Raw genomic sequence first — 15,840 nt, forward strand, 5'->3', positions numbered from 1 at the left:
CAGTCCTTTCGTATCAGTGTGATTTTTTCAGCCCGGCGGATGCGCGAACCTGTTCGAGAATGGCTGTCCAGTCTTCGCGCCCACGCCCGGCGGCGCGGGCCTGGTTGTAAACTTCGCGGGAGGCGGCGCCCAGCGGCATCGGAACGTGGAGCTGGTTGGCCACGTCCAGAGCGATCCCCAGATCTTTATGTGCAAGGTCGATCATAAAGGCGGGAGAAAGATCCCCTTTCAGCACCTTGTTCGGCCAGGAGGTGGTGAAGTGGCCTTTGCCCGCAGGGGTGCCGCTCATCACCTTCAGCGCCACCTCGAAAGAGAGGCCGAGGGCTTCACACAGCACGGCCGCCTCGGCAGAGAGGGCGTTCAGGGCGATACTCATGTAGTTATTGATGAGCTTCACGCGGATGCCCATGCCCGGCCCGCCGGCGTTAATCAGCTCATTGCCCATCGCCATTAAGACGGGGGTAGCGCGCTCAACCTGCTGCGCCGTACCGCCTGCCAGCAGGAGCAGCGTGCCGGCGATGGCGTGGTCAGAGGTGCGCCCGACGGGCACATCCATCAGGCTGAAGCCGCGTTCAGCCATGTCGCGGATCAGGGCGTCGGTTTGCAGGGGATGAATGGTGGACATATCGATCACCAGCGCATTGCGGGATAACCCTTCGCACACGCCGTGCTCGCCGAACAGTACGCTGCGCACCAGATCACCGTTGGGCAGCATGGTGATAACGAATTCGGCGTCCATTGCAGCCTGCGCGGGCGTAGTTGCTGCCTGGGCACCGCTTGCAACCAGCGTCTGAACCGCCTGGGGGTTCACATCAAAGACATGAAGCTGGTGGCCTTGCTTCAACAGATTCTTCGCCATTGGCGCGCCCATCTGCCCTAAACCGATAAATGCGATTGCTGACATGCCTCTCTCCTGTCATATCGTGTCAATTTTTGCGCGTTTATGTTGTCTGTTTTTGATCGTATTTGTAATTTATAGTCAAAAAATAGACATGGGTCACTTTTTAAACATTTGGTGAAATTAAAATGAGCGCAACAGAAAACGCAGAAGGAATCACCATGACTCGCATCGTTTGTGTTGGCATCACCGTGCTGGATCGCATCTGGTATCTCGATGATTTACCAAAGGAAGGTGGGAAATATGTCGCAAAAAATTATACGGAAGTGGGCGGCGGCCCGGCAGCAACCGCGGCGGTGGCGGCGGCAAAGCTGGGCGCGAAGGTGGATTTTATTGGCCGGGTGGGGGACGACGATACCGGGACAAGATTGCTCACGGAGCTGGAATCCCTGGGGGTGAATACCCGCTATACGCGCGTCGTGAAAGGTGCCCGCTCGTCCCAGTCCGCCGTGCTGGTGGATGCAGGCGGGGAACGCATTATTGCCAACTATCCCAGCCCGGATCTCCCTGCTTCGGCAGACTGGCTGCACGAAATCGACTTCTCTCAGTGGGACGTCGTATTAGCAGACGTGCGCTGGCATGAAGGGGCCAGAGAGGCGTTTACCCTTGCCCGCCAGCAGGGCGTGCCGACCCTGCTTGATGCGGATGTCACCCCGCAGGATATCGCGGAGCTGATTACCTTAAGCGATCACGCAGCCTTCTCTGCGCCGGGACTGCGGCGTTTAACGCAACGGGAGGAAGTCGAAGAGGCGCTGAAAAAAGCACAAACGCTCACAAATGGACATGTGTATGTCACCCAGGGGCGAGACGGTTGCTTCTGGCTGGAGAACGGCGCGCTATGTCATCAGCCGGGCTTTGAGGTAGAGGTGGTTGATACCACCGGGGCGGGGGATGTTTTCCACGGTGCGCTGGCGGTTGGCCTGGGGCAAAAGCAATCTCCGTTGGAAGCGGTACGCTTCGCCAGCGCTGTTGCAGCACTGAAATGCACGAAGCCTGGCGGACGGGCTGGTATACCTGACTGTGATCAAACCCGCTCTTTTTTGTCACTTTTTGTATAAAATGCGGGGCGTGATGGTTTTCAGAGGACAGCCCATGAGCCTTACCGAACTGACCGGCAACCCGCGTCACGATCAGCTGCTAACGCTGATTGCCGACCGTGGCTATATGAACATTGATGAACTGGCGCAACTGCTGGATGTCTCCACGCAAACGGTGCGCCGGGATATTCGCAAGCTGAGTCAGCAGGGGCTGATTACGCGTCATCATGGCGGCGCGGGCAGGGCATCCAGCGTAGTTAACACCGCCTTCGAGCAGCGCGAAGTCTCCATGACCGAAGAGAAGCGGGCGATAGCCGAAGCCATTGCCGACTACATTCCCGATGGCTCGACCATTTTTATTACCATTGGCACGACGGTAGAGCATGTTGCCCGGGCGCTGCTTAACCATAATCATCTGCGCATCATCACCAACAGCCTGCGGGTGGCGCACATTCTTTATAAGAATCCACGTTTTGAGGTGATGGTCCCCGGCGGCACGCTGCGCCCGCACAATGGAGGCATTATCGGGCCTGCCGCCACGGCGTTCATCTCTGGCTTTCGCGCAGATTATCTGGTGACCAGCGTCGGCGCGATCGAGCAAGACGGCGCGATGATGGAGTTCGATGTCAATGAAGCCAGCGTGGTGAAAACCATGATGGCCCACGCCCGGCATATCTTACTGGCGGCCGATCATACGAAATATCACGCCTCTGCTGCGGTTGAAATTGGTAACGTGGCGCAGGCGACGGCGCTCTTTACTGACGAGCTACCCGGCTCCGCGCTGCAAACGCACCTTAAATCGAGCAAAGTTGAAGTCATTGAAGTCAATTCAAACGACGAACAGCAGGCGGGTTAACCCTCTTCCGGTCCGACGGTGAGCGTCGGGCCGTTCCTTTCTTTAAGCTGAAGCTGGCGCATAGCCAAACATCTCCTTTCCCGCTACAGTTACTTTTCACGGCAAACAAGGAGAGAGAAATGCTCTATATCTTTGATTTAGGAAACGTAATTGTCGATATCGACTTCAATCGCGTGCTGGGCGCCTGGAGTAATTTCAGTCGCGTGCCGCTGGCGACGCTTAAACAAAGTTTTACGATGGGCGAGGCTTTTCATCAGCATGAGCGCGGTGAGATTTCGGATGAAGTTTTTGCCGAAAAGCTCTGCCATGAGATGGCCCTCCCCCTCAGTTACGAGCAATTTTCCCATGGATGGCAGGCGGTCTTTGTCGGTATCCGCCCTGAAGTGATTGCCATCATGCACAAACTGCGCGAGCAGGGGCATCGGGTGGTGATACTTTCCAACACCAATCGTCTGCACACCACCTTCTGGCCAGAAGAGTATCCCGAAGTGAAAGCGGCTGCGGACAAGATCTATCTCTCTCAGGAGATGGGAATGCGTAAGCCGGAGGCGCGTATCTATCAGGCCGTCCTGCAGGCGGAAGGATTCTCTGCCGCCGATGCCGTCTTTTTTGACGATAACGTCGATAATATAGAGGGAGCTAACCAGGCAGGTATCACGTCAATTCTGGTGACCGGAAAAGAGACGATACCGAACTACTTTGCGAAGCAGTTATGCTAAAAAACGTTCATCAAAAAGCCAGCCACCACACCAGGCCGCTGCGTGCGTGGCTAAAACTCCTCTGGCACCGCATTGATGAGGACAACATGACCACGCTGGCAGGCAACCTTGCCTACGTGTCGTTGCTCTCTCTGGTGCCGCTGGTGGCGGTCATCTTTGCGCTTTTCGCCGCCTTTCCGATGTTTTCGGACGTTAGCCTGCAGCTGCGGCATTTTGTCTTTGCCAACTTTATGCCGGCAACCGGGGATGTCATCCAGAACTACATTGAGCAGTTTGTTGCTAACTCCAGCAAGATGACGGCGGTCGGGGCGGTGGGCCTTATTGTCACCGCGCTGTTGCTGATGTACGCCATTGATAGTGCCCTGAACACTATCTGGCGCAGCACCCGCGCACGGCCTAAAGTTTACTCGTTTGCGGTCTACTGGATGATCCTGACCCTGGGGCCATTACTGGCTGGAGCCAGTCTGGCGATCAGTTCCTATCTGCTCTCTTTGCGTTGGGCCAGCGATCTCAACAGCGTGATTGACGATGTGCTGCGGATCTTTCCGCTGTTCCTCTCCTGGCTCGCTTTCTGGCTGCTATACAGTATTGTGCCTACGACGCGCGTGCCTAACCGGGATGCGATGGTGGGCGCGCTGGTTGCCGCTCTGCTGTTTGAACTGGGCAAGAAAGGATTCGCGCTTTACATCACCATGTTCCCCTCCTATCAACTGATTTATGGCGTGCTAGCAGTGATCCCCATTTTGTTCCTCTGGGTTTACTGGACGTGGTGTATCGTCTTGCTTGGCGCGGAAATTACTGTCACTCTCGGGGTATACCGCGAGCTAAAAAAAGCAGCAGAAGCCGAAAAACAACGAGAAGCAGACCAACCATGATTGCATTGATTCAGCGCGTAACCCGTGCCAGCGTCACCGTGGAGGGGGAAGTGACGGGTGAAATTGGCCCGGGACTTTTAGTCCTGTTAGGTGTCGAAAGGGATGACGACGAGCAAAAAGCCAACCGCTTATGCGAACGCGTGTTGGGTTACCGCATCTTCAGCGATGCGGATGGCAAGATGAACCTTAACGTCCAGCAGGCGGGTGGCAGCGTGCTGGTGGTGTCACAGTTTACGCTGGCGGCTGATACCGAGCGCGGCATGCGCCCCAGCTTTTCTAAAGGGGCGGCGCCGGATCGGGCAGAAGCGCTCTATGAATACTTTGTTGAGCGTTGCCGCCAGCAAGAGATGCATACACAGACCGGACGATTCGCTGCGGATATGCAGGTTTCGCTGGTAAATGATGGCCCTGTCACTTTCTGGCTCCAGATATGAGTGAGCTGACGGTATGGCCGCGGGTAACCAGAGAGAGTACAGCTATGTATCACCTTCGAGTACCGCAAACGGAAGAAGAGTTAGCGCTTTACTACCAGTTCCGCTGGGAGATGTTACGTAAGCCATTACATCAGCCGAAAGGGTCGGAACGCGACGCCTGGGACGCGATGGCGCATCACCAGATGGTGATGGATGAAGAGGGCAATCTTGTCGCGGTTGGGCGGCTCTATATCAATGCCGATAATGAAGCCTCTATCCGCTTTATGGCGGTGCACCCTTCCGTACAGGATAAAGGTCTGGGCACATTAATGGCGATGACGCTGGAGTCCGTAGCCCGCCAGGAGGGTGTTAAGCGCGTCACCTGTAGCGCGCGCGAAGACGCGGTAGAGTTTTTTGCCAAGCTGGGTTTCATAAACCAGGGCGAAATCACCACCCCGCAAACCACCCCGATTCGTCATTTTTTGATGATCAAACCCATCGCCTCGCTGGATGATATTCTGCACCGCGCCGACTGGTGTGGACAGCTACAGCAGGCCTGGTATCAGCACATCCCCCTGAGCGAAAAGATGGGGGTGCGCATTCAGCAGTACACCGGGCAAAAATTTATCACCACCATGCCGGAGATCGGCAACCAGAACCCGCACCACACCCTGTTTGCCGGCAGCCTCTTCTCGCTGGCGACGCTCACCGGTTGGGGGCTTATCTGGCTCATGCTGCGCGAGCGCCATCTTGGTGGCACCATCATTCTGGCCGACGCCCATATTCGCTACAGCGCGCCAATCAGCGGCAAGCCGAGCGCAGTCGCCGACCTGGGTGCCCTGGGTGGCGATCTCGACCGCCTGGCGCGAGGCCGCAAGGCACGTGTGCAGATGCAGGTCGAACTGTTCGGCGATGAAACACCGGGCGCGGTGTTTGAAGGGACCTATATCGTTCTTCCTGCGAAGCCGTATGGCGCGTATGAAGAGGGCGGGAACGAGGAGGAGTAGTGTCCGGGTTCGAGAGTTACCGGTGGTAAAAGAGGTAACTCTCATTTTCATATCGTCAGGCTAATGACTTAAAAACGATAGCCCATGCCCACGTTAAAACCATTAATTGAATAGTCGCGATCCATACTGGCTTTTGTGCCTTCATAGCCGAGATTAATGGAGAGATTATCGACCGGGTTCATCACCATTCCCACTCCCCAGGCGAAAGACGCTGATCGCTCGGAAATACCGTCATGGTGCACTTCATTATGACCATAATTCACCCAGCGGGTATTCCCGGACGCTTTTACCCATGCGGTACCGCCGAGGGCATAGAGTGAAACATAGTCATTAATGCGGTACGCCGGTCCTGCCAGCAAAGAGTAGTAATTTACGTCTATATCATTGTGAACAATGTCGCGGGTTGCTAAATAATCCTGCTTTGTGTTGGCTTTCATCCAGGAGAAAGATCCCAGAAGGCTGACAGGTGAATTGAATTCATACCGATACTGGACGTTTACGCCGTTCAGATTGTCAAAATCGGTTGCCTCGCTGTGCGCAAAGCCAACAGAAAATGTGTGATTATTTGCAACGGCCAGGCTGCTGGTCAGAGAGGCAGCCAGTAAAATTACCAGAGCGCTTTTATTCATTGATGTAATCCATTAATCAAAGAAACTAAATATTTAATAATGATGGTAAGAGGGGAGCGTGAAGATTATTTTCCCTTTATCACACTGCCTTGGGCGATTTATTTTGCGTTGCTAGCTTTGCGGGTGCAAACCTTAATTGCTTTATCACCAATGTGGGATTTCTTAATTCGTTTTCTTTGTCTGCTCACCATGCAGAGACCCTGCTGCGGTACTCGCTCGCCAGGCTATATCCTGAATAACATCCCGGGCAGCCTGGCTAATCCCACCCAGTTGAAAGAAGCCGTGGATCACGCCAGACCAGCGTTGACAGGTAGAGTTCACCCCTTGATCGATCAGGTGATGATGCAAGGCTTCGCCTTCGTCGCACAATGGGTCATATTCGGCGGTAATGATATGAGTTTTCGGCAGGCCATAAAAATCGTCCCGCCACAATGGGCTGGCTTCAGGATGTTGGCGCTCGGTATGAAGAAGATACATGTCGTAACCGCTGAGTAGCGTGTCGCGGGTAATCACGTAGTCCGAACCATTGCGGGTGTAGCTTTCAAAACAGGCCGTTGCGTCGAGCATAGGATAGATAAGAATCAGCTGTGCAGGCTGCCACAAACCCGTGGTTTTGAGCCGCAGCGCAGTGACCAGGGCCAGGTGTCCGCCCGCGCTGTCTCCGCAAAGGGTGATACGGTTTTTATCCACCCCCAACCGTTCGGCGTTTTGCCAGAGCACGTTTGCCCCTTTCTCAGCGTCATCGTGAGCAGCCGGAAAGGTGTGCTCTGGTGCGAGCCGGTATTGCACCGCAATGACCCGGCAGTTGCCGTAATAAGCCAGCTGACGCAGCTGGTTATCATGCGTATCGAAGCCGCCACTAACAAAACAACCCCCATGATAATAGATAACGGCAGGCAGCGTTGCGGGTGCATTGAGCGGTGAGAATATGCGAAAAATAATTCCGTCGAGTTCAAGCTTTGTCACCTGTACACGGGTTTCTTTCTCTCCGGCAAGCACTGTACTGGCAACGTAACCCGCTCTCCGGTCATCAATATTCTGGCGACGAGAAGAAGGTCGCCCTGCGGTGATAAATTCCTGAACCAGTTTATTAATACCCTTTTCCAGTGCCATAGATGCCTCCCTTTTCCTGTATGGATACACAGCGTTATAGCCTGGTTTTATGCAGATGAAAACAGAGGATGGTGATGAGGATTAGAATCTGGAAAGCGGCTCGCAAATGCGAATACAACGGTTTGAATGCGCTTCAATGTATGAGGCGTAAGCGGCGTCTTTTTCATACTGTCTGCTAGCCCGGAGGGTGGTCGATAACTTCCGCCTCGTCGAGCCTGCGCTGCTCGCGCACCCAATCGCGGTCACAACGGTTTCACAGGATACAGGTGGGTTCCCACTGCACGCTTCCCTGATTTGCTCCTGCTGCTCTTTTGTCCATGAATCAACGGTTCCCGGCTTGTTGGCCTCTATAGCCGCCAGGACATGCGCCAGCGAATTATTCTCAACCACCGTCTTCCCGCTCTGCGCCCCGGCCACTGCCGCAGCCGTACCGTCACCCGCCAGGCCGCCCGCAATACCCGCCGCGATGGTTGCCAGGCTGCTGATGGTCTGCTTCTGGCTTTCACTCAGCTCAGCCACCTCCTTCCCGTACATCTCCTTCGCAATCGAGCCTGCCAGCTCCCCGGCCACGGCACCTGCTGCGCCCGCCAGGGCGCTCTGCCCCTGCATGGCGGCGAGGGCGGCATTCGCCACCGCGTGGGCCGCGGCTTTTTCCATGCCGTCCTCCAGCCCGGAACGGTGCCCGATGACCTCCGCCACGTACGGCGCAGCTGCCCCGGCCAGCGCACCCGCTATATCTCCGCCAGCCGCACCCTTCACGGCGGCGGTGGCGGCCTGGATGGCCCGCTGGATGTCGCTGCCGGTGCCGTACTCCGCCATCGCCGTGCGGCCCGCCTGTTCCGCAATCTCCTCCGGCGTCGGGCTGGCGTTGCCTCCGGCCCTGAGCTGCTCTTCGGCGGCACGCAGGGCGGCGGGGTCCTTCATGGCTTTTTGCTGCGCAATCTGGCCTTCGGTGCGGGCAATGTCCGACATCTGACTGCCGATATCGCTGATAAGCTGCGCCTCGTCGAGCCTGCGCTGCTCGCGCGCTTTGTCGAAGATAACATCGACGGTATCGTTGGCATTCGCCGTGTCGCGGGAGAGGCGGGCGGTATCCTGCTTCTGGCTGGCCGGGTCGCGGATGATGATATCGCCCTGCGCGACGGCGGAGCGGGTGGTGCCTTCGGCGCTGTCATGGTTGTTAATGCCGGCCAGCAGGTTGCTGGCCATATTGCCGGTGAACTGGCCGTCGATGCTGGCCCCGCCCGAACTGAAGCCCGCGCTCTGATGCTCAACCGAATACTCCGCGTGGTTGCGGATATCCCGCCAGCCCAGGGTCCCGGTGTCGAGGCGGTTGTTTTCAGCTGCCGCGGTGGAGGCAATAACGGCGCCATCCAGCTGGGTGTGGCCGCCCGTGCGGATATCAAAGCCGCCGTCACCCGCGAAGAGCCCGGTCTGCTCCTGCACTGATTTGTAATCGCTGTCCATTTTATCGCGACTGGCGCTGATGCCACCCGAGCCGGTCATCGTCCCGAGGCTGAAGTTGCCGCCTGCGTTGATGCCCTTCTGAGTGCTGTTATAGCTGTCGGTGTCCTGCTGGCTTTGCAGGGTAAGATTGCGGCCAACGTCCGCCACTATGTGTTCCCCGCTGGCTTGTGCGCCTCTCAGGGTGGTGTCGCGCCCGCTCACAATCACGAGATTATTCCCGGTGTTCAGCGTGGTTTCGGTGTAAGTGGTGGAATTGCCTTTCTCCTTACCTTTACCGGCATTGAGGCCAGCAGAGAAATTAATGCCCGCACCGCCGGAGCCATAGCCAATACCCATCCCCGCGCTGCCGCCGTGGCTCTCATTTTTACCGTCGAGCCGGGAGGTGTTTTGTGCGGAGATAAGGTTTACGTCGCGGCTGGCCTGAATCAGCATATCGTTCTCTGCCGCAAGGCTGCTGCCCTGTACCAGCACATCGCCATCAGTGGCTACCACGGTGAGGTTGTTCCCGGCGGTCAGGCTGCTTCCGCTGGCGTGCGTCTGCTCACGGGTCTGAGTCGTTTTTGACGACTGAGAGCCGTAAGAAAGGCTGATGCCCACAGTGTTATCGTTGCCTTTCTGGTCGCCAGTGGCCTGGTCCAGGCGTAACGCCTGTGACGTCTGCACGCCATAAAGCCCCGCTTTCACCGCCTGAAGGGCCGCCAGACGACCGCTGTCGGCTTCACTGGCGCGTGTCGTTGTACGTACGGCGCTGTCGAGCGCGCTGCCCGCACTGCCAGACAGGGCCAGCGTCAGGCCTGAGGATTTCTGCTCGACCGTATGGGTCTGGCTGCTGCTCTCCGTGGCAGCGACGATGCGCACGTCTTTACCTGCCAGCGTCATGTCGTGACCGGCCACCAGATCGGAGCCGTTCACCTGAAGCGCATTACCGGCAGTCAGCGTGACGTCGCCATTAACCGAGCCGATTGTGCTGCCCCGGTGAGATACATTCTGCGCATCATCCGTCACCTTCAGAGTGTTGCTGCCGTAGCTAAAGCCGATGCCGCCCGTGCCGGAGAAGCCGGACCTTTTCTCCTGCCGCTTATGGCTTTCCTGGCTGCGCTCTTCCGCCGTGGTGATGGTCAGGTTGTTCTGCGCCGAGAGGCGGAGATCGTTATCACCGACAACATCGCTGCCCTGAACGAGCAGGTCACGTCCTGCCTGCATGGTTACGCTGTCGCCGCTGAAGAGGGAGCCCTGCGCTGTCTCGCTGTTCACCACATCGTGGGTAATAATGGTTTTTTTAGAGAATGCGCTGCTACTGCGGGTGGATTTATGGTGCGACTCGAATTCGCTGCGATCGGTGGCGGCCACGATAGAAATGTCGCGACCTGCGCTGACGCCGAGGCTTTTGCCCGCCTCGACGGAGGCTGCTTCGGCGTTAACGTCGCGTCCGGCCATCATCAGGAGCGAGCCTTCGCCCGCCACCTCGCTGCCCACCTGCTGCAGGGCGGCCTGCTTCAGCCAGTTATCTTTATCCCACGTCAGGTTATCGCTGGCTGAGGTGGTCACGGTGGCAAGGTTCAGATCGCGTCCGGCGTTAAGTATCGTCTGGCCGTCGCTGCCGCTGTTAACGACCTGCGCGGCGGTCAGGTTGAGATCCTGTCCCGCGTTTAGCACCAGCTTGCCGTCATCCCCCTGCACGTAGATACCCGCCACGCGCTCAATAGTGGTGCGCTCAAAGCTGTTTTTACCGGTCGTGCTTTCTGCGCTGCGGGTGGTGGTAGTGAGGTTGATATCACGTCCGGCAGTCGCCAGCACTGAATTGTGGCCGGAAATCGTACCGCCGATATTGTTGATATCCGTGCGGGCCAGCAGGCTGACGTCCGCTCCCTGAATCGTGCCGGCGCGGTTGGTAAGCATGTCTGCGCTAAGCTGTACCACCTCCCGGCCATGAAGCGTACCGCTGTTCACCAGATCGCGGTTCAGGTTCATCACTACGTTCTGGCCGCCCATCAGCGCGCCAGAACCGTTAACGTCGCCCGGCTGTACGCGAACATACACCTGCGGCACCATTACCGTCTGCCAGCTTCCATCTGCAAGCTGCACGCGGGTATTGACCAGCCATACCATATCTTCTGTCAGCAGGCTCATCTGTTCGGCAGTGAGCGCCACGCCAGGTATGAGCTGATGCGCCTTGCCGAAGGCAATGCCTGCATCCATCAGCGCTCTGAATTGTGTTTCGTCGTCACGGTGATCGCCCAGGTAACGGCCGCCTGTCAGGGCAATGATCTGCTCACGAACCAGCCGCTGTTCGTAGTAACCGTCACCCAGACGTTTGTGCATGTTGTCATGGTTCAGCGCGAATGCGTCCTGCATGTAGTCGCTACCCAGCCACATTTTATTGTTTGTGAATCGCGGATCGGTTTCAATCAGATAATGGGCCTCCGGCGCCGGTAGGGTGTTGAACAGGCTGGTATCCGGCAGACGTGTATCGGGAGCGATCGCGCGGATCACGCCATTCTCCGCGCCGCTGGCAGGCGTTTCGATCCATTTTCCTGACGTATCGCTGGCAGGTGATTCCGGCGAGGCCACATCCACACCGACGGACAGGTCACCGGTTCCATTGAGCACGGCATCTGTCCCGCGTGCGGTGGCGGGGGAGAGGGTCATGCCGCTACCTTCGGCCTGGCTGTTGCCGTCCATCCTGCCGGGTGAGAGGGTAATCGACTGGATCACCGTGGGTGGCACATAGTCTGAGGTGCTTTTGCCCTGCGAGTCGCCGCCTTTTTTGGACTTACGGCTGTAGTGGGTCACGGAACCTTCATCGGTGATCCGCCGGCTGCCTTCTGGCATCACGTTATCTACCGTATCGGCGAAGATACCGAGCGTTCCTCCCGCCACAATCTGGCTTTTGTCGTTCAGAACGTGGTTCGCGCTGATGACCATCTGGCCGCCCGAGAGGATCTTGCCCGGGTCGCTCTCTACAATCACCTCCTCTTCAATGGTGCGGGTATAGTTGTACTCGTAAAAGTTGTCATTATTGGCCCCGGTATCATCCGGCGTGTTGAGGTTCAACAGCTTGTCAGCAGAGTTGCGGTCGACAAACACGCCTTCAGTGCTGGCGTCCCAGCGGTCAGGCGATCCCTTATGCTGGTACTCGTGCATCTGCTCGGTGGAGATCCACTGCATTTCGGTGCTGAAATGATCGTTGATGTTATTGAGCTGGCTGACAGAAAGGATCATATCGCCAGCAGATTCAATGGTCGCGCTGTGGTTGTTCAACGTGCGTGCCTGGCCGGTGGCAAAGCCATTTTCGTTCACCTGACCGCCGATAGCCAGCACGCCATCGCTGTAGATAAGCGCGTGGTCGCGGTTGTTGATTGTGTCCGCACCGATGTCCACGCGTTGACGACCGGCGATGGTTGCCGCTTTTTCACCTTGCGCGAGGTTGTTTAGCGTGGCCGCCTGGAGTGAAAGATGATCGCCATAGATGCGACCCGTTCCGGCGTTGGTCAGCGTGCCTGCTTTAAGCCACGTCTGGCTACCGTCGATAAGGCCGTAATTGTTGAAATCAGCGGTGACCGTAAGCCACGTCGCGCCAGCGGCAATCTCACCAGTCGTGGTATTCAGCAGGCTGGCGGCGCTGAAGTTAAGCTTCTCACCTGCCAGCAGGTTGCCGCTGTTGGTCACGCTGCCCAGCGTGGTAAAGGTGAGATTATCATTGGCGATGACATCCCCCTGGTTGTCAAAGGCCTGACGCGTGTTGATGGTCATCTCCCCGAGCGAAAGCAATCGCCCATCTCCCGTCAGCTCCTCCGCGTCAATGGTGGCCTTCTCACCGGCTAACGTCACGCCGCCAGTGTTGACAAGGCGCAGAGCCGCACCGCTCAGCGACAGTTCCCCTGCGGCAGACAGTTCGCCCTGGGTATTATCAAGGGTTCCGGCGTTAGCAATATCCAGCGTATCGCCGGAAAGCACCGTTCCTTGGGTGTTATCGAGCTGCTGGCTGACGATTTTTATCTCCAGCCCCTCTATACCTTTCTCCGCCGCCTGGGTGTTGCGGTTAACCAGGGAAGCGGCGTGAAGCGTCACCGTAGCGCCGCTGCGCATCAGCCCCAGGGTGTTGTCGATAAGCCCGGATACGGCGTTAACCATCAGGTTGCCGAGAGACTGTATCTCACCCTGCTGGTTATCCACACGCTCAAGATCCAACGCGATCGCCTGTTCGCTTACCACGCGCCCACCGGTACGGTTGTCCAGCGAAGTTGCCTTCAGCGTAACGTCGCCCTTCGCCCCGAGTGTGCCGTTCTGGTTGTTCAGCTCACCCGTTGCCAGCTGCATCGCCGCCAGGCTATAGAGCGTGCCCTGCTGGTTATTCAGCAGATGGCCGTGCGTATCAAGGGAGATGCCTGCGCCCTGAATAATCCCCTCGCGGTTATCCGTATCGCTTTGTGTTGCGAGCTTCAGCGCCTCCAGTGCGACCAGCGTGCCAGCGATATTGCTGAAGCGGGCGGCGTTCACCGTCGCCCCTTTTCCTGCCAGCACGACCCCGGTATTGTTTTGCAGGTCGTTTGTGGTGATCGACATATTTCCCTGACTGACGATCCCGCCCGCGTCCCCGCTGTCGCGGTTGCTGATATGTTCACTGTTTAGCGTGAGATCGCCACCGCTCTGCACCAGCCCGCCGCTGTCGTTATCCAGCCGTTGCGCAGTAAGGCTGAGATCGCGTTGAGCAACCATAGTCCCTTGCTGATTGACGATCCCGGCCGTTTCCAGACGCGCGTTATCGCCAGAGACCAGCACTCCCTGCGTGTTGTCCAGCGTTTCGGTACTGGCGTTCAGTGCTCCCCCTGCGTGGATGGCGCCGAGCTGGTTATCGATGGCGCTGGCGTGAATATTCAGCTCACCAACACTGACGATGCCCCCCGTGGCGAGGGTATTTTTGTTTGAAAGGCGGCTACCGTGAGTATTGATGGCCATTCCTGCGCCGGACTGGATAAGCCCTTCGTCGTTATTCAGTGCGCCGCTGTCGAGGGCCAGGGTGCTGCGGGCAGCGATTTGCCCGCCGACGTTCGTTACCTGGTTTTTACTGGTGAGTGCGATGTGGCCGTTTTCAGCACTGATAAGCCCGTCGTCATTGCGCAATGTGTCTGTCGTCACGCTGACGTTTTGCGCGGCAGCCAGCACGCCCTCGTGGTTATCCACTCCGCCGGTTGTCTGCAATGAAAGACTGCCCATCTCAGCCGCCAGAATGTGGCCTTTACGGTTATCCAGCGAGGCGGTATTCACAGTTATCGCGGCATTGGCGGCAATCATGCCGTCGCGGTTATCGATTCCGCCCTGTTGGTTGAGTGCCAGCGCCTCTGTCCCGCTCTGGCTGATCTGACCTTTCTGGTTCAGTAACGCTTTCGCCGTAAGCGTGAGTTTCCCGGCAGCCAGCAGGCCGCTGCGGTTATCGTGGGTGCCGGGCGTTATGGCGCTAAGCGTGTCATCCGCCACAATCTGTGCGCTGGCGGTACTTAGATCGCCTTGTCCAGAGTTGAGGGTAATGTTTTTCGCCTGCGTCAGGCTGCCGGAAGCGTCCAAACCTTGGCCGGAGGCGTTCAGGTTACCACCGGCCAGATTCTGTCCGTGCAGTTCTAGCTTACCGCTGGCGCTGAGCATCAGATCTCCACCGCTGCCCATTGTGCCGTCTGGCTGAACGCCTGCGGCCAAGGTACCGGTGTTGGTAATCGTTTTGCCTGTGAGGCTGACATTATGCTGAGCGGCGATAGATCCGCTGTTCTGCACCTCGGCGGTGCCAGAGATGGCAATATCTTCTGAAGACCAGACGGCGCCGCTGTTCTGGATTTGTCCATCGGCGGAGAGGGTGACCATTCCGGCTTCTGCGCCGATGTTGCCCGCATTACGTACGCCGACGCCTTTTTCCGTCCCGCGAAGGCGAATTTTCCCCGCGTACATGCCGCCCACTTGCGAGACATCCAGCGCCAGGCTGGGTTTTGCCGTGCCGTTATCCGCGAGCGCGTCGATCTGTTCATGAGCAGCATCGACGCGGTTACGCCCGGTTGTCACACGTAAATCCTGAGCATGAATGGCGGCGTTTACCTTCACCGCACGACCAATAATATCGGTGTGGTTCTGGCCGGTTGAATCCAGCCCGTTGCCGTTAATGTGAATTTCACCTTGCTCAACCTGATAGCCGGTTATCTTTCCGTTCTGCATCTGCGCGGTACCGGTGGTGAGCGTGGCGCGTCCGGCATTGATAAATCCACAGCCATTACAGGTAATGCCCGACGGGCTGGCGATGACCACGTCCGCTTTTTGGCCTGCCACTTCGATAAAGCCGTTAAGCTGGCTTGGATTGCGAGCGTTAACCTCGTTGAGGATAATTTTCGCCTCGCCTTTGGCCAGCCATGGGTTGGCAGCGACCATTCCGCCAAGCTGAGTAGCGGTATTTTTATGAGAGTTGTTAAGGATGACCCCGTTCTGGCCAACGTCGAACTGGCTATAAGTATTCCTGGAGACGCCTCCTGGAGATGGCGTCTGGATATTCACCTGCGGTGTACCATTGGCGGTGCTGATGATGGTCGCCTGCTGTTTATTCGGCGCTGATTGATCTGCCACAATCCCGGCCGCCTGTACCGCTATCGCACCGCTTGCCAGCCACAGACCGAGGCTAATCGCACCTATACGGCAGATAAGGCACTGGTGGTTATGCGAAATCCCGGAAGAGGGCGCGCTGCCGGAACAGCCACGGGCAAGCTCCGATACCACCATCAGCATGCCGCGCGCTTTGTTGAAGACGATACGGTAAAGAAGTTTGTTCATGTGAAAATCCTTTTATTTT

General features: G+C 57.3%; 10 protein-coding genes. 6 read left to right on the plus strand and 4 right to left on the minus strand.

What is annotated here, in order from left to right; all coding sequences use genetic code 11:
• Positions 1–13 precede the first annotated feature (13 nt).
• On the minus strand, positions 14–904 hold the full coding sequence (gene yihU / locus B3X29_RS22095) for a sulfolactaldehyde 3-reductase (RefSeq protein WP_159340287.1): 891 nt from the start codon (positions 902–904) through the stop codon (positions 14–16).
• A 155-nt stretch (positions 905–1,059) separates the two neighbouring features.
• On the opposite strand from yihU, the gene B3X29_RS22100 reads away from it, so the two are divergent.
• The 6 genes from B3X29_RS22100 (at position 1,060) to fabY (ending at position 5,805) form a co-directional block, all read left to right on the plus strand.
• On the plus strand, positions 1,060–1,956 hold the full coding sequence (locus B3X29_RS22100; RefSeq protein ID WP_156655400.1) for a sugar kinase: 897 nt from the start codon (positions 1,060–1,062) through the stop codon (positions 1,954–1,956).
• 34 nt (positions 1,957–1,990) lie between these two features.
• Entirely contained in the window at positions 1,991–2,791 is an 801-nt protein-coding gene (locus B3X29_RS22105) for a DeoR/GlpR family DNA-binding transcription regulator (RefSeq protein ID WP_156655399.1), read from the plus strand.
• Between the two features lie 119 nt (positions 2,792–2,910).
• Positions 2,911–3,510: a glucose-1-phosphatase gene (yihX, locus tag B3X29_RS22110; RefSeq protein ID WP_103177566.1), complete on the plus strand. Its 600-nt coding sequence runs from the start codon at positions 2,911–2,913 to the stop codon at positions 3,508–3,510.
• Positions 3,504–4,385 (plus strand): virulence factor BrkB family protein, encoded by an 882-nt coding sequence (locus B3X29_RS22115; protein ID WP_114316354.1) that lies wholly within the window; start codon positions 3,504–3,506, stop codon positions 4,383–4,385. The genes yihX and B3X29_RS22115 overlap by 7 nt, the downstream gene beginning before the upstream one ends.
• A complete protein-coding gene (gene dtd / locus B3X29_RS22120; protein ID WP_103177564.1) occupies positions 4,382–4,819 on the plus strand; it encodes a D-aminoacyl-tRNA deacylase in 438 nt (145 codons plus the stop codon). The genes B3X29_RS22115 and dtd overlap by 4 nt, the downstream gene beginning before the upstream one ends.
• 44 nt (positions 4,820–4,863) lie before the next feature.
• Positions 4,864–5,805 (plus strand): fatty acid biosynthesis protein FabY, encoded by a 942-nt coding sequence (fabY, locus tag B3X29_RS22125; protein ID WP_032615389.1) that lies wholly within the window; start codon positions 4,864–4,866, stop codon positions 5,803–5,805.
• A 68-nt stretch (positions 5,806–5,873) separates the two neighbouring features.
• Here the strand turns inward: fabY and B3X29_RS22130 are convergent, their stop codons facing one another.
• From B3X29_RS22130 to B3X29_RS22140, 3 genes are all read right to left on the minus strand, one after another.
• A complete protein-coding gene (locus B3X29_RS22130) occupies positions 5,874–6,434 on the minus strand; it encodes an Ail/Lom family outer membrane beta-barrel protein (RefSeq protein ID WP_159340288.1) in 561 nt (186 codons plus the stop codon).
• A 162-nt stretch (positions 6,435–6,596) separates the two neighbouring features.
• On the minus strand, positions 6,597–7,547 hold the full coding sequence (locus B3X29_RS22135; RefSeq protein WP_159340289.1) for an alpha/beta hydrolase: 951 nt from the start codon (positions 7,545–7,547) through the stop codon (positions 6,597–6,599).
• 81 nt (positions 7,548–7,628) lie between these two features.
• Positions 7,629–15,821: a hemagglutinin repeat-containing protein gene (locus B3X29_RS22140; protein ID WP_290567604.1), complete on the minus strand. Its 8,193-nt coding sequence runs from the start codon at positions 15,819–15,821 to the stop codon at positions 7,629–7,631.
• Positions 15,822–15,840 lie beyond the last annotated feature (19 nt).

It is taken from the genome of Leclercia sp. UBA5076, assembly GCF_002416465.1.
Classification (GTDB): Bacteria; Pseudomonadota; Gammaproteobacteria; order Enterobacterales; family Enterobacteriaceae; genus Enterobacter.